Below are 19,497 nucleotides of genomic sequence, written 5' to 3'. Positions count from 1 at the left end.
TCAGAAGTCCAGGAGGTTTTGGCGGAAACCCCCGTCGCCATAACTCTTCCTCAACAGGCCGCGGCGCCGGAGTTCCGGGGTGAGCTTGTCCAACACACTGTGCACGGTGACCGGGTCCACGAAACCGGAAAAGAGGAAGCCGTCGCCACCCACAGCTTCACCGGTTTCTTCGAGATAGTCGGCGATTTCCTCGGTGGTGCCGATGATGCTATCGCCCGCACCACCGCTGCGGGCCTGCAGGATTTCGCGGAGCGTGGATCCTGGCGGGGCCGCCTTGGCGAAGTGCTCGAGGGTGCCCTGGTTGCTGTTGGTGCTCAGTGCCGGCAGGGGTGCGTCGAGGTCGAACTGCTTGAAGTCGATCACCGAGAGGTAGGAGATGGAGTTCAGTTGGCTGTCGATATCGCGCTGTGTCAGTTCGCGGCGCTGGGCACGCAATTCTTCGGCTTCTGCCTTGGACCCCACCACGGTGGGCTTGAGGACGAACAGGACCTTGACGTCGTCGGGGTCGCGGCCGGCCTTAGCTGCCTCCGCACGGATCGAATCGCGGTAAGCCTTCATGCCGTCCGCACCGCGGGCGAGGGCGATTGCGACGTCGGCGTTGCCCCCGGCGAATGCCTTACCGCGCGGAGAAGCGCCTGCCTGGACCAGGACGGGTTCCTCCGGCAAGGGCGCGGTGTTGAGCGGTCCTCGGACCTTGAAGAATTCCCCGCTGTGGTTGATCGGGTGGACCTTGTTGTGGTCGGCAAAGACGCCGGCGTCGGCATCCTCAAGAATCGCGTCCGGTTCCCAGCTACGCCAGAGCCGCCTGACGACGTCGACGAATTCCTCGGCCTTCTCGTACCGGAGATCGTGTTTGATCTGCTGGTCCAGACCGTAGTTCTGGGCCGCGAGGTCGCTTCCGGAAGTCACCACGTTCCAGCCGAGCTGGCCGTTCGAGAAGTGCTGCAAGGTAGCGAGCAGCCGTGCCGCGGTGAAGGGCGGATAGAAGGAGGCGCTCACAGTTGGCACGATCCCCAGGTGCTCGGTGGCGGAGAGCAAATAAGGGACCAGGGCTAAGGGATCGTGCTTTGGCGCAAAGGAGGCGTGGGCGAGCGATACCTGCGCGGTGCCGCCATAGGTATCCGGGACGGTGAGGGAGTCCTCGATGATGAACAGGTCCAAGCCTGAACGCTCAAAGGCCCGTACAGCTTCCTGGTACAGCGCCGGTTTCTTCCAGTCATAGCCCAAGCTGTAGCCGGGCGTGCCCCAGCCCTGCACGCCGAAACCGTGGCCTAGAAACCATCCGAAATGAAGCATGGGCTTGACTGTACTCGGCTCTGATCCGCTCATGATGGTCTGATTTCATCGGACGTTACGGTAGTTCGTATTGCGTCATTAGGTTCTCGGGGCATCTTGTTCGAATGAACGCGACTGGGCGCCGGCGACTGTGGCCACATAACCAGCTGGCTGGAGTTCCACGTCGCCGGGGTCCCGGTCCGGATCCGAACCAAATGGGTACTGCGCGGGAACTGCGGCCTCCTGATGTTGACCTCTCAGCCGGTGAATCCCGCGATCCGGAGGACCCGCGGGGACGGTTGGGGGAGGATACCCGGGGCTTCAGAGACCCGGAATGACTCGATGTGTATCCCAGTTACTCTGCATGAATCCAAGCGTTCCCTCCGGGAGCCGGGTCATCTAGGGTCAGGTTTACATCCGATTAGCTCCCCAACGGTCCGGAGCCGAATCCAAGGTTGGTGGAAACCGGGCCCCCAGCTACTGATCCCGGCCGGAGGCAACCACATCTGCTTGCAGCTTGCTCCAGCCCAGTTTCGTGTCGTCCGAACGTCAAAAAATCCGGGATCCGAACTACGAGAAGAGGTCCGAATTGGCCATATTGAGTCCTGCGGAATCGCCCACGAAAGTCCATGCAAGGTCGACGATAGAGCTGGTTGGGAATACGCCACTGGTCCGCTTGGAGTCGCTGACAAAAGGCCTGCGGTCCGACGTCTACGTAAAACTCGAATCCGCGAACCCAGGAGGATCGGTAAAAGACCGAACGGCCCTGAGCATGGTGCGTGAAGCCGAGCGGACAGGGGCTCTCAAACCAGGCGCCACCATTGTCGAAAGCTCCTCCGGGAACACCGGCATCGGGCTGGCACTTATCGGGGCCCTGACCGGACACCCCGTCATCGTGGTTGCCGGGGACACAACATCCCAAGAAAAACTCGCCCTCCTCCGAGGCTTCAACGCAGAAGTAGTTTTGACCGACTGGACTGCTCCCGTCGAATCTCCCGACAACGCCCGAAACGTTGCGGCCCGGCTGGCGGCGGACATCCCCGACTCATGGCGGCCACAGCAATTCGACAATCCGGCAAATCCCCGAGCACACTACGCCTCAACGGGTCCGGAAATCTGGAGGCAGACATCAGGAGCAGTCACCCACCTTGTGGCCAGTATCGGAACTGGAGGAACGATCAGCGGAACGGGGCGGTTTCTGAAGGACCGAAGCCGCGGATCAGTGAATGTGATCGGGGCCGACCCCGCTGGCTCCGTCTACAGCGGGGGAGAACCCGGGGAGATCCTGGTTGACGGTGTCGGCAATACCTGGGGCCGCCCAGACTGGCCGGCTGCTTTCGATCCAGAGGTCGTGGATCACTTCGTGCGCATATCCAATGACGGGGTCTATTCAACGGTGCATCGCCTTGCCGAAGAAGAGGGGCTCATTCTGGGCCCGTCCTCCGGCTTGGCTGTGGCGGCGGCGCTGGAAGCAGCACGGTCTGCCCCCGCAGGATCCACTATCGTCGCCATCGCACCGGACGCTGGAACCAACTACCTGAGCAAAGCGTTCAACCGTCCCTGGCTGGAACAGAACGGCATTACTTTGTGACCTCGCCTAAAAATCAAGAATATTCGGTAGCGCCTTCAGGCCGCGCCGGCCATTCCGGCTGAGTAACGAGTAACGAGTCACGAGTGCCGAGACACCGGCCGGCTGCATATCCTCTGGTCCGGCGTGATCCCCGAGTCGCTGTCCCCGCTCATCCTTGGCTATGCCTTCGTGCTCATCTTCAGGGTCCAGGTTCTTCAGCTGGCCGGCACCTGGCTGGCCCAACGAATCCTCCGGCGCTAACAAGCGCCACACAAGCCGCCTCAGGATCACCCTAAGCCAAGGAGCACACTTTGCTCATTGAATTTCTCACAGGGGCGCCTGACGGTGCATTTGATCACCGACGGCAGCCAGGCAGATCAGGCCTGCGAGGGAGACTATCTGGCCAAAGACGAACGCTACCGGCGGACCGAGGAGTACATCCAAATTGTCTGTCGCGCCTCGAAGGTGGTGATCCGTTCGACTGGAACGGGGGAGTTCCATCATTCCAGGACTTCTCATCCAGGTTGCTGCCGTTCGGCGGCACGTCGCCCGGGGTCTCCTTGGGCGGTTCATCCGAGACGGCTTGGGACGTCGGGGCCGCCGCGGCGGATATCTTTGCGCCTTCGGTGAACCCCTCGCAGACGCCGCCGAACAGCAGCGGAAAATTCTCAACCGCGTTCATCTTGTTGCCCTGGATTCTGATGTGCGTTTCAAGGATCGTGGTGGCCGGATTCGGTCCGTTCCGTGACTCTAATGGACATGGTAATCCTCACCGGCTTCGGGTAATTCAATGAGCGTGACCTGATTTCTCTTGGAGGAAAGTCCTAGAGGCCATTGAATTCCTGCGTTGACTGATGGTGACATGGGAAAAGCTTTGGCCTTCATCTGAGAACTGGCAATGCGCTTTATGTACCTCTCCTCAATTACGTTAATTTTCTTAAGAATTGGGGGGCGTCCGATGCGTTCCGGGGCAGGCGCAGGGTGGCCTGTGAGCAGGGTGCGGCGGTTATGGAGATCGTGGCCTTCCTCCCGGAGCAGTCAACCAGCAATATCCAAACCCTTCCGGATCTGCCTCCCGCACCTTCATAATCTTTATCTTTCTTGATGGTTCTACTCGAAAGGTAATGCCGGGTCATAGGGCGAGTCTTCAGGTTCGGCCAGGTGCAAGTATTACTGGTCATGAGCGAATTTTTTGACCGTGAAAAAGACAAGAGCTTCACCAGGGTCTACAAGAAGAACACCCCCGACATTCTGGAGAAGTTCGCGGCATTTGATGAGGCCGTGTTCCAGGAAGCAGGTCGTGAGATCCCCATCAAATACCGTGAGCTAATCGCTCTGGCCGTCGGGATCTCGACGCAATGTGTGTATTGCATCGATGCCCATAGCCAAAAGGCGCTGAAGGCAGGCGCCTCCGATGTGGAACTGGCCGAGACGGCATGGGTCGCGACGGCAATCCGTGCGGGCGGCGGCTTCGCGCACGGACGGCTCGCGTTCAAGCTCAGCGGCGCGGCGCACGAGCATTGAGCCAAAGTCCAGGCCGTGTGCCCCATACAGCGCTGCAGACCGGAGGAAACGAAAATGAGTAAACGAGTGCCCCTGGCAGTTCTCGACCTCGTGCCGATTTCGACTGGCTCGGATGCGACAACGGCGCTCAGCAACAGTCTCGACCTCGCCCGACAAGCGGAACGGTCCGGGTACAAACGTTACTGGCTGGCTGAGCATCACCTGAACCCAGGCCTCGCGGGTTCGGCGCCCCTGTCCTTCCTCGGCATTCTGGCCGCAGCCACCGACCGCATCCGGGTCGGAACCGCCGCGACCCTTGTTGGGCACTACTCCCCGGTTCAGATCGCCGAGGCGGTCGGCACCGTGGCCACGCTTTTCGACGGCCGCGTGGATCTGGGACTAGGGCGGACAGGCGGAGTATCAACGAGCCAACCAGTACTTGTCGGGGCGGTGCCAACGAAGCCGGGCATCCCGCCCGCACAGCGGGAGGCTCGAACAGTCGGCGGCCTTTACCTGCCTGCACCCGTGAACGTCGCACCGGGCCGGGGCCGGTTCGGTCTGCTCTCACGGCTGATTGACCGGCAGTCGGAGCAACCCTTCGCAGAGGCAGTGCGGACGATCCTGGCATGCCTCGACGGCAGCTACCGTGACCCGGACGGGGAACTTGTGCCGGTGTTGCCCGCACGGGGTTCCAGCACTGATGTCTGGATTCATGGTTCGAGTGCGGGGGAGAGCGCCCGTGTTGCGGGCAGACTCGGTCTGCCCTTCGGCGCGAACCATCACTCGACACCGAGCACGGTACTCGACTCCGTGGCAGAATACCGGGCGCATTTTGTTCCGGGGCGGCTGCCGAGACCGCATGTCATCGTTTCAGCGGACGTGCTCGTCGCGGAAACCGACAGCCGCGCCAATTATCTGGCGGAGGGCTTCAGTCAATGGGTGCACTCCGTTCGAACCGGCGAAGGAACCATCGAGTACCCGTCCCCGGAGGAGGCACTCGCCGATCCGCTCGATCCGGCGGCGCTGAGCCTTGTTCAGGACCGGCTGGACACGCGCTTCGTCGGCAGCCCTGACACCGTCGTCGCACAGCTTGAAACCATTCAGCGGGTGACCGCAGCCGACGAACTGCTGATCACCACCATCGCGCACGATCACGAAGACCGGGCACATTCGTACGCGCTCCTTGCTGACTCCTGGCTCCGCTGAAGCAGCTCAGCTCTTGACGGAGCGATGTGCCAAGCAAGGCGGCCCCTGCTGGCCGGCTTCATTCCGAGAACCAAATATCCCGGATCCATCCGTGATCTCAGGGTGTCTGGCCCAACTGAAACGAGAGCACATGACCGATACACAGCAGCCAATCCGCCGCCATGAGGCCCTCAATCGGACACGGTCGCCGCGCGTCGTGGACCTCCGTGACCGGTTCGCGGACGTATTCGAGCGCATCGCCGCTGGCGCCGCCGACCGTGACCGGGAGCGGCGTCACCCGTTCGAGGAGGTCCGTGCCCTGGCCAATGCCGGGTTCACCCGATTACGGGTGCCTGAGGAACACGGCGGTCTGGATGTGTCCCTTCCCGATTTTTTCGAGCTGATTGCCGATCTCGGGGCGGCCGACGCGAATGTTCCCAATATCCTGCGCGGTCATTTCTCCTTCGTCGAAATCCTCCGGCAGATGCCGCAGGGGCCTGAACGGAGCCACTGGTTCAACGAAATCGGATCCGGCAAAATTTTCGGAAACGGACAGACGGAGCCGGCACCCGGACCAGCCGCGGTGCCGCAGGCGAGCATCACACGGACGCAGGCCGGCTGGACTGTCCGGGGCACGAAAATCTATTCCAGCGGCACGCTTCACGCCGATGCCGTCCGCACCAGCGTGGTCGGCCCTGACGGGGATTTGTACTGGGCGATCGTGTCTACGGAAAGCCCCCTTGTCGAGCGCCTGGACGACTGGGATGGATTCGGTCAGCGCCTTTCCGCCAGCGGAACCACGCTTTACCACGACGCTCCGGTCGATGACATTGGTGTCTTTCGCCTCGGCCCAGGCACGCGGCAGCACCAGAGCTTCGTCCAGATCATCCACCTTGCCACTCTGGCGGGCATTGCTAGACGCATCCGCGACGACGCCGTCCAGGTTCTGGTCCGGCGGACCCGGACCTCGATGCACGGCCTCAACGAACAGCCGCGCCACGATCAGCTGCTCCTCGGCGTCGTCGGTGACCTGGCGCGGCGCGCCGTGACGGCAGACCTCCTCACCTCGGCCGCCGCCGAACGGCTGGAAGAAGCCAACGAACACCTCGGACACGACGACGAGGCAGAGACCTACTCGCGCTGTTACCTTTTCACATCACAAGCGCAGGTCCAGATCATTGACGACGTCAGCCGGGCAGCGACGAGGCTCTTTGATCTTGGCGGCTCATCTGCCGTCAGCGCAGAGCTCAACCTGGACCGCCACTGGAGAAACGCCCGTACCCTGGCCTCCCACAACCCTGTTGTCTACAAGGACTCGATAGTCGGCGACTTCATCGTCAACGGAACGCTCCCCGGCAGCATCTGGGCCCAGGCTTAGCAGCACGCCTTAACGCTGCCGTCTGGCGTCATGAGAATGCCTTTTTGTGTCACGACAATCCATCTGGTGTCACGGCGGTGCACACGGTGTCACGGAATTTAGTGCAGATGGCGTGCGGAGCTACTTTCGTTAGATCCCCGGGATACCGACCACAGCGAGTCGAAGCCGGACCCCTCCAACCAACTCAGCACTACGAGGAGCACCATTGTTGATCCGTAAAAAAGCCGCTATCGCGGCTGCAGCCATCCTGGCGCTGAGCGCGACCGGCTGTGCCGCGTCCGTCTCGGCCGGCACCTCGAGCGACTCCAGTAATTCGCGCTATGGCGGGACTCTCACCTTCCTTGACCCGGTGGCGTACACCGCATTCAACGTCACGAACACACTCTGGTCCAACAGCAACGTAGTGCCCCAGCTCGTGGACAGGCTGACCTACCAGGACGCAAAAACGGGGAAGATCGAGCCATGGCTCGCCTCCTCCTGGGACGTCAGCAGCGACGGACTGACCTACACTTTTCACCTCCGCAAGGGAGTCACCTTCAGCGACGGTACCCAGCTGGACGCACAGGTCGTGAAGGACAACTACGACCAGCACGGTCTGGGCGACAAAGCGAAGGGAATAGCAGCGGACTCGTTCTTCACGGGCTACGTGAAGTCCACCGTCGTGGATCCGAGCACGGTCTCAATCACCTTGAGCAAACCAGACGCAGGTTTCCTGCAGGTCACCTCGATCTACCGATCAGGCATCGTGGCCAAGTCCACCCTCGAAAAGGACTGGAATGCGCAGGGCCAACTCGACAATCTCGTCGGCTCGGGTCCATTCAAGGTCAAGTCACACGATGCGAATAACACGACCATCACCCTTGAACGTCGTGATGACTATGACTGGGCGCCGCAAGGCTTCGCGCATCAGGGCAAGGCATACCTTAAAGAAATCGTTTACAAGACGGTTGCCGAAGACAGCGTCCGCATGGGGTCCGTGAAATCCGGCCAGGCACAGATTGCCCGCAACATCCTCCCGACTGATGAGGCAGCGCTGAAGTCAGCGGGAATCACCGTCAACTCGTACAGCGTGCAGGGTGAAGTGAACCACTTGGGGATCAATCTGAACTCAAAGTTCGTCGACAACGAGAACGTCAGGCTCGCCCTGCAGGCCGCCACGAACCGCCAGGAGCTTCGTGACACTGTGCTCTCGGACAGCTATGGAGTTGCGAAGTCGGTGCTACCGCAGGCCGACCACAACTTCACGGATCAGTCCTCCTACCTGCAGTACGATCAGGCCAAAGCGGAGAAGCTGCTGGCCGACGCGGGATTCACGAAGGGATCGGACGGCTTCCTCCAGAAGGACGGAAACACCCTCGGATTCACTATCTACGTGGCTCCCTACTACCAGACCTCCAAAAAGCTACTGCAGCTGCTCTCGCAGGAGTGGGGAAAAGTCGGAGTCCAGCTGACCGTCAAAGAGGTGGACAGCGGAACGTACAGCACGAAGATCCTGAGTGCCGACACCGCGTTCAACCAGACCCAGTGGTCCCGTGCTGACGCTGACGTGCTCCGCACAGCGTTTGGTTCGGAGTATGGCTTCGCCAACAAGGTTGCCAATCCTGAGCTCGACAAGCTGCTTCAGAGCCAGGCGGAAGCCGGTACTCCGGATGCCAGGCAGAAGATCGTGACCGATATCCAGAAGTACCTCCTGGAGCATGCGCTTGAAATCCCGCTGTATGACGAGACGCAGGTCTTCGCCCTAGCGAAGACGGTCAACGGTTTCGCAACCGAACCGGTCGCCCGGGCCGAGCTCTACGACACCTGGCTCAGCAAGTAGCACTGTACCGGGGGGACGGGGCGTTCCCGTCCCCCTCACCGAATCGAGGATTTCATGGCCAGATATATCGCCGCACGTGTATTCCAGGCGATCGCGGTGCTCTGGGCTGCTTACACAGTCGCATTCATCTTTCTCTCCGTGTTGCCGAGCGACCCGATCTCCATTCGCATTAACGCCCCGGACAGCGGCCTCACCGAAGCGGACGGTGTGCGTCTGCGGGAGTACTACGGCCTCGACAAACCGATCATCCTGCAGTATTTCGTGCGCCTGGCAGGTATATTCTCGGGTGATCTCGGGTTCTCATTGGTACGTGGAACGCCCGTCCGTTCGATGATTGCCGCGGCGCTTCCGCCGACCGTCCAGCTCAGCATTGCAGGCCTGATCGTGGGCCTCGTCCTTGGCGGCGCCCTTGCAGTGGCCGCATCCTATGCGCGGTTCCCCTCGCTGAAACACTTCCTTCAGGGCATTCCCCCGCTCTTCGCCGCGGTGCCGACCTTCCTTCTCGGCATCTTCTTCATCCAGATCTTTGCGTTCAACCTCAACCTGGTCCCGGCAGTGGACGACGGCAGCTTCGAAGGCCTCATCGGGCCGGCGCTGACGCTGGGGATCGGAATCTCTCCCAGCCTTGCCCAGGTGCTCCTTGCATCCTTGGAACAGACTAAGGGAGACGCCTTCGTCGACGTCGTCCTGGCCAAAGGCGCCGGCAGCGGATTCACTTTCTGGCATCACGTCATCCGCAACGCGATTCTTCCATGGCTGACCCTGCTGGGGCTCACCTTCGGCGAACTCCTCGCCGGATCAATCGTCATCGAAACGGTCTTCTCGCGGGACGGTCTGGGGAGAATCACGGAGGGCGCCGTTGCGGCGCAGGATCTCCCGGTCATCCAGGCTGTGGTGCTGCTGATCTCGGCCCTCTATGTGGCTGTCAACCTTGTCATCGACCTGCTGTACCCCGTCATCGATCCCCGAATCCGTCTGGGCGGGGCACCGATACGACTCAAACGACGGGCCTCACTCACCCCTGCAAAGGCGACATCATGACCTCAGAGAACTTTCAGCTGAATACTGCTGCGGTGGATGGCCGTACCATTTTCGGAAGGGAAGCGGCGCTCCGGGCATTGCCGCGCTGGAGCCGGCGCCTTAGCGTGGCCACCGCTATCCGTGTGGTCCCGGCCATCGCGGTTCTGGCGATCGTGCTTCTGTGGGCGATTCTGCCAAGCCTCTTCACCGCAGTCGACCCGAATCTCGCCGTTCCGGCGCAGAAACTTGAGGCGCCCTCGGCTGCACACCTTTTCGGCACGGACTATTTGGGCCGTGACCTCCTTAGCCGTGTCATCCATGGTACCCGGGAGTCACTGACTGGGGCTGTCATCGCGGTTGCTGTGGGTCTTGTCCTCGGATCGTTTATTGGTCTGGTAGCGGGATCCGCCCGGGGTATCACGGACAGCCTGCTGATGCGTCTTGTCGACGTCCTGCTCTCAATCCCCGCTTTTCTGCTCGCGGTCACGGTGGTGGTTGTCCTTGGATTCAGCACGACGAATGCGGCCATAGCCGTCGGCCTGTCATCGGTGGCGACGTTCGCGCGCCTGATCCGATCGGAAGTGCTCCGGGTGTCGGCCAGCCAGTACGTCGAAGCGGCCGTGAGCGGCGGCGTCGGATACTGGTCGATCCTGGGCCGGCATATCCTTCCGAACTCGTTGAACAGCGCTCTTGCGCTCGTCGCCCTGCAACTAGGGATGGCCATCCTCTGGATCGCCTCCCTGTCCTTCCTCGGCTTCGGTGCCCAACCGCCCAACCCGGAATGGGGTTTGCTCGTGTCCGAAGGGCGCGACTTCCTCGGCTCTGGATTCTGGATGACCCTGTTCCCCGGCCTTGCGATCGTGCTCGTCGTCATCTCGTTCAACACGATCGGACACGTTATCCGCGAGAAGAGTGCCCAATGACCGGAACTGTAGCTGCCCTTCATCCGGCGCTCCGGGTGACCGACCTGTCGGTGTCTTATCTGACCCGTGGCACGCGGATTGATGCCGTCCGCGGGGTTTCATTCGACGTCGAGGCCGGCCAGACGATCGCGATCGTGGGCGAGTCCGGGTCGGGAAAGACGACGACAGGCCAGGCGATCATCGGCCTGCTGGCGAAGAACGCCCGTGTCGAGAGTGGGAAAGTCGAGCTTGAAGGCACGGACATCCTGGGGGCCCCGGCAGCAACCCTGGGCGACGTTCGAGGCAGCCGCATCGCGCTCATTCCCCAAGATCCGACGGTGTCGCTCAATCCCTTGCGGCGCGTCGGCGTCCAGATCGCAGAGGTCTTCCGTCTGCACGGGACCGTTCCCAAGGAACAGTGGAAGCCGCGCACCATCGAGCTTCTGGAGCGGGTGGGATTCACGGATGCAAGGAAGCAGGTCTCGGCCTACCCTCACGAACTCTCCGGGGGCCAGCGCCAGCGCGTTCTGATTGCGATCGCCATTGCGAACTCGCCCAGCGTCATCATCGCCGATGAGCCGACGTCCGGTCTTGACGTGACCGTCCAGCGACGGACGCTCGACCTCCTGGACGAGCTCCAGCGTGAACTCGGCACGGCCATCGTCCATGTGACCCATGACCTGGCGGTCGCGTCCGACCGCTCGGACACTATCGCCGTGCTTCGCCACGGACAGGTCGTCGAGTTCGGACGGACCGCAGCGGTGATCGCCGCGCCCAGAAGCGACTACGCTAGGCATCTTCTCTCGAGTGCGCCGTCCCTACAGGTATCTGACCGAGTCCCTCGGAGTGACCCGGCGCATCCGGCAGAGATCGTCCTTGAGGTCTCGGGATTGGCGAAGGAGTTCCCGGGCCACGTCGGATCCCCATCGTTCCTGGCCGTGAATGATGTCTCGTTCAGCGTGCCGCGGGGATCGACCCTGTCGATCGTCGGAGAATCAGGGTCGGGGAAGTCGACGACTGCGCGACTCCTGACCCGCCTGATCCAGCCCACCTCGGGGCGGATAACCCTGCTCGGACGTGACTACACGGAGAAGTCGGAGCGCCAGTTCCGCCACCGCCGTGTGGCAATCCAGGTGGTGTATCAGAACCCCTTCGCGTCCCTGGACCCGAAACTGACAGTAGGACAGATCATCGAGGAACCACTGAAAGCTCTCTCGGAGCTGAAACGTACACAGCGGCTTGCCTCGGTCAGCGACATCCTCGATGCCGTGGCGCTGCCCCAGGACTTCCTGAAACGTCCACCGCGTGAGCTTTCCGGGGGCCAGCGGCAACGCGTGGCGATCGCCCGGGCACTCGTCCTGAGGCCGGACGTCGTCGTACTTGATGAGCCGATATCGGCGCTCGACGCATCAGTCCAGGGGCAGATCCTTGATCTGCTGGAATCACTGCAACAGGACTTCGGTTCGAGCTATGTCTTCATCTCTCATGACTTGGCGGTGGTGCGGCGCATCTCCGACCACGTCGTGGTTTTGAACAAGGGCCGGGTGGTCGAGCAGGGGCCGGCGGAGGCGATCTTCACGCGTCCGCAGTCGGACTACACGCGTGATCTGCTTGCGGCGGTCCCCGGTGGGGGAAAGCGGGCAGCAGCGGCTGCGGGCTGATTAGTGCCATCCCGAGGCGCCCGGTTCGTGCGTTTGCCGGGTCCATCATTCTGGCGGCCCACTGTCAGGAAGTTCTGAATGGCCTCGACGGAACCGGTACCTCAGTGTGCGCTGCGACGTTGTCCAGCAGGATTGCCGGGTCCAGACCTATCTCGGGTGCGGTGCCGATGGCCGTGCCGAGCGCGGGGGCGTCACCAAGGAATACGGCGTGGATTGTCGCATCTTCGGTAATTTTGCGAGCCGCCGGAAGTGTCCGACATTGAGCTGGGCCCGCGGGGCGGCATGAGGGAGGCGCCACGCCGTGCGGAAATGGCCGGGGGTCAGGAGCGAAAGGTCTAGATGCGGGTGCTCATCGCCTGGTGCCTGCAGGAATACGCAGCCCGCTGTCATCGACTCCGTAGAGATTGATCCCGGCGAGTTCGTCGTCCGTTAGGGCCGGGAACGAGGTCGAAGTGAGGTTGTGTTCCAAGCTGCCACGTCGAGCTGGCGCCGATCCAGGCACTCGCTGTCAGCGCTGGTCGAAAAGTGAGCCATTTCGCGGGCTGAAAAGTGAGCCACGTTGACGTTGGTTATTCTGCCGTATTTTCCGGTCTTGTCGAGGGCAAAGAGTCTGTCTGTGCGTGTTTGAGCCGATAGCTGGAGCCTTTGAGGGTGATGACTTCGGCGTGGTGGACGATGCGGTCGATCATGGCTGAGGCGACGACCTGGTCACCAAACACGTCGCCCCAGCGGGCGAACGGCAGGTTCGAGGTCAGGATCAGCGAGGCGTGTTCGTAGCGTGAGGAAACGAGCTGGAAGAACAGGTTCGCGGCGTCCTGCTCGAACGGAATGTAGCCGACCTCATCGACGATGATTAGCCCGTAGCGGCGCAGCCGGACCAGCTCCTGCGGCAACCTCCCACCCTGATGCGCAGCCTGGAGACGGGCGACCCAGTCGATGGCGGTCGCGAACAGGACCCGGTGGCCGAGCTGGGTCGCGCGCAGCCCCAACCCGGTGGCGAGGTGGGTTTTGCCGGTTCCGGGCGGGCCGAGCAGGACGATGTTGGAGGCTTCGGTGAGGAACGCGCCGGTGGCCAAATGCGCGATGGTGTCGCGTTTGAGGCCGGGCTGATGGTCGAAGCTGAAGTCCTCCAGCGACTTGCGGGCTGGAAACCCGGCCGCCCGGGCACGCATCTCGGCTCCGGAGGCTTCGCGGGCGGCGACTTCCCGGGACAGGACCGCGGCGAGGTATTCCTCATGGGTCCAGCCTCCGTCGCGTGCCTGCTCCGCGAGCCTGGCTGCTGCTTCCCTGATCCTTGGTGCCTTCATGGCCCGGGAGTAGTACTCGATCTGGCCGGCGGTTTCCTTTGCTTCGGTCATCACGCGACCTGCCCGTCATCGACCACGACACCGAACGCCCGGTCGTAGTCCGCCAGATCCCGCAGCCCGGCCGTGTCTGCGGTAGGTGCGGGGTTTTGGAAGGCTTTCCGCAAGGTCCGGGCGGCCTCGACGTGGTCCGGGTCGGTGATCGTCAGACCGGCGCCCCAGGACCGGGAGTGGCTTCCGACGCACCGCCCCTCCAGGCTGATCGTGACTGTTTCCAGGTCAGCGGCGACGTCGACGAACCTGCCGATCGCCTGCGGGTGCACGGAGTAGTCGTTGGACCCCATCCGGACGTAGTAGTCCCGCGGGAGCCGGACCCGGGTCGCGAAGCCGGTCACGGGCGGAACCGGCGGCAACACCAGCATCGCCGCCTTATCTTGAGCGAGCAGTTCCGTTGGCCTGGCCCCGGTCCGCCGGACCAGCCGGGCATTAGCCAGCGGCAGCCACTGGCCAAGCTGGGCGTTGAAATCCTCCGGTGAGGTGAAGGTCCGGCCGGGCAGGAACGAGGTCTCCAGGAACTGGTTCGCCCGCTCCACCACGCCCTTGGTCTCCGGGTCGTAGGGTTTGACCTGCACTATCCTGGTCGCGAGGACCCCGGCGAACGCAGCCACGCCGGCGGCGTAGCTGTTCCGCCGGCCGATGCCGGCTTCGTTGTCCCAGATCAGCCGCCGTGGAACCGCCCCAAGGGATCCGATCAGGTCCCACATCCCGGCCAGCAGGTCCCCGGTCATCCGGGACGGGAGCATCCTGGCCATGATGAACCGCGAATGCGAGGACACCATCACCAGCACTGGCAGGACCCGCGGCTTCCCGCCCCCGACCGGTATCCGCACCTCGGGAAACCACAAATCGCACTGCGCCTGGTCCCCGGGTTCGTAACGGATCCGGTCCGCGGGATCTGCCGGGGCATACTCCGGCCGGATCCGGGCCACGTTCTCACGGAACCAGGCCGGGGACCCCGACCAGCCCACACGCTCCGCGAGCACCGTCGCCGGCATCCGCGGATTCTCCCGCAACAGCGCACGAATGGCTGGTTCCACGGCCTTGATTCCGGAGTCTTGGGGTGCCCGGACATAGGCCGGCGGACCGTCGGCGCTGACCGCTTTCGCAACGGTGTTCCGGGAAATACCCAGCCGCGCCGCTATCGACCTCATCGATTCACCCTCGGCAAGATGCAACCGCCGAATAAGCGCCCAATCCTCCACTGTGATCACCCACCCAATCGTTTGGAAAAGGTGGCTCAGTTTTCAACCGTCACAATGGCTCAGTTTTCGACCGTCACCGACACTCGCGCCTTTGGGGGCGGCGCAGGACCCACTGCAAGGCCAGTTGGGCGAGGCTTTGACTGCGCTCAAGGGAGAGGTCGTTCAGCGCGGGTCCGCTCCCGGTAGTCCGACGAGACGTCGTCGGGGAGAGAAACAAGCTGTTCTCGGCGCGGGCCCCTGGCAGCACATATCCGTTCAGGTACTTATCGGTCGGCAGGCCCTGCGCCAGCGAAGACTAAACGATGAGTCGGGTGCCGTCCTCGCATGCGAGGTCGACCAGACCCTCCTGCTCGATGCGCCGGTCAAACATCGAGTAGTGCGGCTGGTGGAGAACAAGCGGGACCTTGAGCCGGCCCCATGGAAACTTGCATTAGATGCAAGAGACCTTTAGTTTCCACGCGTAGCGGGGCAAATCCGAGTGGCGCGGCCGGGTTCCCAAGGACTGCACGAGCTGACCTGCGGAAACGTCAGGTTCTCTGCGGACGGGAGTTCTTGCATCCACTGCTACTCCCGCGCTTTTAACACGATAATGGACCTGTCGTCAGGTAGACGGGCGAGGGCAGGGGTGGCCGATTCGCTCTGGTGGGCCAGGCCGAGGACTTGGAAGGCGCCCTTAATCGCGTCGCTCTCGTGGTGGAATCCCTCAACCTTCGTATGCCTTAGCTGTGGGCTGACGGACGGGTCGCCTGGGCGTTCGAATATGCCAATAGCCGCAGGTCGTCGCCGTGGCGGGAGGAGAGGGTGATGACGCCGTCGAGGTCTGTGGTCCCGTATGTCCAGGCGGCGATCGCCTGATACCGAAGCAGCACTCTCTCACCGACTTCTTGGTTCTAGGGCCGTGCCGCTCACTGCGAGTCTTGCCCACGCTGAGCCGGATTCCATCCCAGGGCGGGACCCAATTTGTCGGCTATGTCGGTAAGGATCTGGATGTAATCCTCTGGCTCAAAGCTGAAGGGCAGTGCGAACGCGACCTCGTCGACTTCCTGGAAGCCAGCGTGTGCGTACAGCTGCTCGGCGATTTCATCGCTGGTGCCGATGAGATCCGGGGCGAACATCATGCCCTTTGGTCCCTGCGGGGCGCGTGTGCGGGGAGTGCGTTCATCGACGTACCGCTGGTACTTCTCCCGCTGACCCGGTGACGCCGAATCGATTGGGATCACCACCAAGCCCTGCGACACCCGGGCCGGTCCATGCGCTTCTGACGTTGCGGCGGCCTCTCGGAAGGCACGAATCTGCGATTGCTGAACGTGGGCAAAGTCTGGTTCCTGATCCGTTTCGGGAAAGACCACACTGCTGGAGAGCAGGTTGAAGCCGTTTGACCCGGCCCAGACGGCCGACTTCCTGCTGCCCGCGCCATACCAAAGGCGATCCCGCAGCCCGGGAGAGTGCGGCTCGACGCGGTTGGAGAATTCCTCGACCACACCTTGCCGGCCAGAAAAGTCCCGCACCGGTTCCCCACTGATCAGACGTGCAAGCCGATCCAAGCGGGCGTAGCTGAAGTCCTCCAGCTCCGAGGAATCCGGGTACAGCTCGTGCTTCACCGTGTCGTAGAGCATCGGTTCCCCCACGCTGAGCCCCGGATTGATTCGTCCCCCGGCGAGTAGATCCACGGTGGCCAGGTCCTCGGCCAGGCGTAATGGATTTTCCCAGCCCAGCGGGGTTACAGCCGTTCCAAGCTCAATTCGGGAGGTACGTTGGCTGGCGGCGGCCATCATCGCGATGGGGGAGGAGATTCCGAACTGCAGATGGCGGTGGCGCAGCCAGGCACTGTCGAATCCAAGCCGCTCGCCAAGTTCGATGATCTGCAAAGTGGATTGGTGGCCCGAGGCAGGCTCGGCCGGATCGAACAGGCCAATAGTGAGGAATCCAAGTTTGCGCAAGGGACGTGTGGGGTCGGGCATAGGCCTCTTTCAGGATCAGGATGTGGCTCCGTATCAGAATATGCGCCCGGACCTGCGCTCGGTCCGGGCGACGCCAGCAACTAGGCGCGGATGCTTGCGCGAGGGCAAGACTTGTCGGCAAAACGAGGCCAGTCCCTCGCCGCATGTCGCCCCGATTCTGCATGTAAGCGCCCCGGTCATGCCGGCACCGTCATGGATAGATCGTGAAATAGTCGGCAAAGCAGTCGTCGCCGGTACTGACTGCAGCCTGGCACTGCTGATCCGCGTCGACGGCATCCGGGACGCCGGACCCTTCGGGTGGATCAGGTGGACCTGCAGGTGACGCGACGGCCCATTGGCTCGCGGCCGCAAGCAGCGCACCGAATGTTCCGGAAAGCAGGAAAGCAGTCATGATTTCCGCCGCTCTGTCAGCTGCAGAATAACGCCATCGCGGCTGCCGTACATGTGGCGGCCCAGTCCCGAGAAACTGATAATCCATACGATGCTTGAGTCGTGCGTCTTGGCGTCGACGTGGCCGATGTATGTGTGTCCTGCTCCGAGGTTTACTTCCACCGTGGTTCCCACCGATATCGACGTCCAGTCCTCCCCAGGATCCCAAAATTCAGCGTAGCCGGGTGGCTGACCGGCTCTCCGACTCCGTTTGCGCGAGGTGTACTTCACCATAGTTACGCCACGCTCTCCAGCAACCCTGCACCCGAGTGTATGCCGACGTAGCAACCGCCGTTGAAGAAGATCAGCTGCCCACCATCGTCCCGCGCCCGGAGGGTGGGGACGCCGCCGATACGGATCGTGTAGCCGCCGTCGCTCTCCTGGGATAGTCCGCAATCCACCCAGGCAAATGCCCCGTCCAGGACTTGGTTTCCCAGCGCCGAGGGCGAGCTGTCGACGTCGGCGAAGTTGTCCGTACCCGAGCGGGTGAACTGGGCTGACGGATGCGGGTGTTGTGCTGGCAAGATGTTCACCGGACAGCCTCGCGCGGCAGCGGCCAGATGCTGGAGGTCCGCGCCGGGTTGAACGTGACAGGGACCGAAGCAAGAGACAGGGATGAGAACGACCGGCACATGAACCCGGCCGACCCGTCCTCCGTTGACGCGTTGATCCGCGTCACCCCTGTGGCGATGTGGCTCAGGACGGCTCGGAAGCCGTGCGGGCTGAGTCCGGAATGCTCTGTCACGGTTGGTCCTTTCGATGCTCGTCCACCAAATTAAGCACGTGGATTTACGCGCTCCAACATCGAATGCAACGCGCGGTCGTCCAGGGAAACACAACGTCATCGCCCGCCGTTGAGCGTAAATAGGACCTGCCGACAGCGCCTCGCATCGGCTGTCATGCCCGTTACGCGAATCCCCGAAGGCCGGGGACTTGGTCGCTGGGCCCGGTATGACTTTCTTGCCCTGTCGTTGATGATCCGGGGGTGGAGTCGCCGGGTCCGGGGACACTTGCTGGCCGCTGACCCTTCTATGCCTTTCGGTCAAGTCTCGGGCGCTGGTCAAATAGCCGTTGGCTGGTTTGAGTTTTGGGCTCTCGTTGAGAGGCTTTCAGACATGCCAAGACCCTATCCACCGGAATTCCGCGCACGGGCAGTCGCCCTGGTCCGGGCCGGCAAACCCATAAGTCGCGTGGCCGCCGAACTGAGCATCAGCGAGGGCGGCCTTCACAACTGGGACCGTCAGGACCGGATCGACCGTGGCGAACGCCCAGGACTGACGACTCCGGAGAACACCGAGCTGGCCAAAGCGCGGAAGCGGATCCGTCAGTTGGAAACGGAAGTAGAGATCCTCAAGCGTGCAGCGAAGCTGCTCGGTGAGGACCGCACGGTCCCAAAAAGAATCCACCCGGTGATCGGAGAACTTACCGGTGCCGGGTTCCCCGCGAAGGAATGATGTTCGCCCTCTAACGGGAGTATTTGCAGCCAACGCAACTCCCGTTGTTTGATGGCCGATAACGGACGTTACGTAAAGTAAGTACGCTGATAGTTGCGTATGACGCCTATTTTGGGTTAGTCCACGGCCGTCTTCAGGTGCAACCACCAGAGAAGGACGCAGCCTACTTCGGATCCATTCATGGGTCGTGCTGCTCCCTGTCCGGCCCGGCGGCAGGGTGAATCCGACGGACCAGGATTTCATGCGACGGAGAAGCTGTGCGCCACCGTCGGCTGGGCATACAGACGCCTCGGCGGGCTACGGCCTGTCTTTCTGGCGCAGCGGCGCTGGCCGGATACCGGCACCCGAGGAGTTATCGGGCGCTGGCAGCGGACCTGCTGCTGGACCGGCTCGCCGTGGGGGCCCGAGCTCAGTACGTGACCTGGCAGCGGCAACCGGTGCCCCTGTCACGGCCCCTGCCCGCTGTTCCACTTGCTGTGGAAGCAGTACCGTGTACCGACCCTCGGTGTGGGCCCACGTTCGGCAAGGATCCTGCGCTTAGGAATTGACCGGGTGGAACTCGCAGGCCCCGCGTTCCGGGGGAAGACAAAGCACCCCCGCCACCCCCGGGGTTAGTTGGACCTCGTTGGGCGGCAGCTCCTCACACTATGACTGCGGTGGTCGCGGCGGAGGTCTTCGCGGCGGTGGTGTAGCCGGTCTTAGTGCCGGTGACGGTGACGGTGAGGGTTTTGCCCGCGTCGGCCGCGACGGGTATGTAAGTGCTGGCGTTGGCGC

At 62.5% G+C, this 19,497-nt stretch carries 17 protein-coding genes and 1 pseudogene; 10 read left to right on the top strand and 8 right to left on the bottom strand.

What is annotated here, in order from left to right; genetic code table 11:
• The gene (locus C9424_RS16705; protein WP_116768019.1) at nucleotides 1-1,329 is read right to left on the bottom strand and encodes an NtaA/DmoA family FMN-dependent monooxygenase; all 1,329 of its coding nucleotides are present in this window, start codon (nucleotides 1,327-1,329) and stop codon (nucleotides 1-3) included.
• A 535-nt stretch (nucleotides 1,330-1,864) separates the two neighbouring features.
• Here C9424_RS16705 and C9424_RS16700 point away from each other — a divergent pair.
• The 9 genes from C9424_RS16700 to C9424_RS16660 all read left to right on the top strand — a co-directional run bounded on the left by C9424_RS16700 (nucleotide 1,865) and on the right by C9424_RS16660 (nucleotide 12,313).
• Nucleotides 1,865-2,866: a PLP-dependent cysteine synthase family protein gene (locus tag C9424_RS16700; protein WP_116768080.1), complete on the top strand. Its 1,002-nt coding sequence runs from the start codon at nucleotides 1,865-1,867 to the stop codon at nucleotides 2,864-2,866.
• 297 nt (nucleotides 2,867-3,163) lie between these two features.
• Nucleotides 3,164-3,475 carry an LLM class flavin-dependent oxidoreductase gene (locus C9424_RS22150; RefSeq protein ID WP_116768018.1) on the top strand — a complete coding sequence of 104 codons (312 nt, stop codon included), beginning with the start codon at nucleotides 3,164-3,166 and terminating at the stop codon, nucleotides 3,473-3,475.
• 549 nt (nucleotides 3,476-4,024) lie between these two features.
• A complete protein-coding gene (locus C9424_RS16690; protein ID WP_116768017.1) occupies nucleotides 4,025-4,369 on the top strand; it encodes a carboxymuconolactone decarboxylase family protein in 345 nt (114 codons plus the stop codon).
• Between the two features lie 54 nt (nucleotides 4,370-4,423).
• On the top strand, nucleotides 4,424-5,554 hold the full coding sequence (locus C9424_RS16685; RefSeq protein WP_116768016.1) for an LLM class flavin-dependent oxidoreductase: 1,131 nt from the start codon (nucleotides 4,424-4,426) through the stop codon (nucleotides 5,552-5,554).
• 130 nt (nucleotides 5,555-5,684) lie between these two features.
• The gene (locus C9424_RS16680; protein WP_116768015.1) at nucleotides 5,685-6,911 is read left to right on the top strand and encodes an acyl-CoA dehydrogenase family protein; all 1,227 of its coding nucleotides are present in this window, start codon (nucleotides 5,685-5,687) and stop codon (nucleotides 6,909-6,911) included.
• Nucleotides 6,912-7,116: 205 nt separating this feature from the next.
• Entirely contained in the window at nucleotides 7,117-8,730 is a 1,614-nt protein-coding gene (locus tag C9424_RS16675; RefSeq protein ID WP_161958242.1) for an ABC transporter substrate-binding protein, read from the top strand.
• Nucleotides 8,731-8,784: 54 nt separating this feature from the next.
• Nucleotides 8,785-9,771, top strand: coding sequence for an ABC transporter permease (locus C9424_RS16670; protein ID WP_116768013.1), 987 nt, complete (start codon nucleotides 8,785-8,787; stop codon nucleotides 9,769-9,771).
• Complete coding sequence (locus tag C9424_RS16665) at nucleotides 9,768-10,673, top strand: ABC transporter permease (protein WP_116768012.1); 906 nt, start codon at nucleotides 9,768-9,770, stop codon at nucleotides 10,671-10,673. Before C9424_RS16670 ends, C9424_RS16665 begins: the two co-directional genes overlap by 4 nt.
• Nucleotides 10,670-12,313, top strand: coding sequence for a dipeptide ABC transporter ATP-binding protein (locus C9424_RS16660; RefSeq protein ID WP_116768011.1), 1,644 nt, complete (start codon nucleotides 10,670-10,672; stop codon nucleotides 12,311-12,313). Before C9424_RS16665 ends, C9424_RS16660 begins: the two co-directional genes overlap by 4 nt.
• A 569-nt stretch (nucleotides 12,314-12,882) precedes the next feature.
• On the opposite strand, the gene istB is transcribed toward C9424_RS16660, so the two are convergent.
• From istB to C9424_RS22140, 7 genes are all read right to left on the bottom strand, one after another.
• Entirely contained in the window at nucleotides 12,883-13,671 is a 789-nt protein-coding gene (gene istB, locus C9424_RS16655) for an IS21-like element helper ATPase IstB (protein WP_116768010.1), read from the bottom strand.
• Nucleotides 13,671-14,888 (bottom strand): IS21 family transposase, encoded by a 1,218-nt coding sequence (gene istA / locus C9424_RS16650; protein WP_116768009.1) that lies wholly within the window; start codon nucleotides 14,886-14,888, stop codon nucleotides 13,671-13,673. The genes istB and istA overlap by 1 nt, the downstream gene beginning before the upstream one ends.
• Nucleotides 14,889-15,598: 710 nt before the next feature.
• Nucleotides 15,599-15,748, bottom strand: coding sequence for a hypothetical protein (locus tag C9424_RS21475; protein ID WP_161958241.1), 150 nt, complete (start codon nucleotides 15,746-15,748; stop codon nucleotides 15,599-15,601).
• Nucleotides 15,749-15,784: 36 nt separating this feature from the next.
• Nucleotides 15,785-16,840 (bottom strand): LLM class flavin-dependent oxidoreductase, encoded by a 1,056-nt coding sequence (locus C9424_RS16645; protein WP_116768008.1) that lies wholly within the window; start codon nucleotides 16,838-16,840, stop codon nucleotides 15,785-15,787.
• Nucleotides 16,841-17,030: 190 nt separating this feature from the next.
• Complete coding sequence (locus C9424_RS21315; RefSeq protein WP_133247529.1) at nucleotides 17,031-17,231, bottom strand: hypothetical protein; 201 nt, start codon at nucleotides 17,229-17,231, stop codon at nucleotides 17,031-17,033.
• A 274-nt stretch (nucleotides 17,232-17,505) separates the two neighbouring features.
• Complete coding sequence (locus C9424_RS22145) at nucleotides 17,506-17,802, bottom strand: flavin reductase family protein (RefSeq protein WP_337189832.1); 297 nt, start codon at nucleotides 17,800-17,802, stop codon at nucleotides 17,506-17,508.
• Nucleotides 17,799-18,014 carry a flavin reductase family protein gene (locus C9424_RS22140; RefSeq protein ID WP_337189831.1) on the bottom strand — a complete coding sequence of 72 codons (216 nt, stop codon included), beginning with the start codon at nucleotides 18,012-18,014 and terminating at the stop codon, nucleotides 17,799-17,801. The genes C9424_RS22145 and C9424_RS22140 overlap by 4 nt, the downstream gene beginning before the upstream one ends.
• Nucleotides 18,015-18,384: 370 nt before the next feature.
• Here C9424_RS22140 and C9424_RS16635 point away from each other — a divergent pair.
• A pseudogene (locus tag C9424_RS16635) lies at nucleotides 18,385-18,711 on the top strand (transposase); the annotation flags it as partial.
• Nucleotides 18,712-19,497 lie beyond the last annotated feature (786 nt).

It is taken from the genome of Arthrobacter sp. H-02-3, from assembly GCF_003097355.1.
Taxonomy (GTDB): domain Bacteria; phylum Actinomycetota; class Actinomycetes; order Actinomycetales; family Micrococcaceae; genus Arthrobacter; species Arthrobacter humicola.
This window is presented reverse-complemented; position numbering and strand designations above follow the sequence as displayed.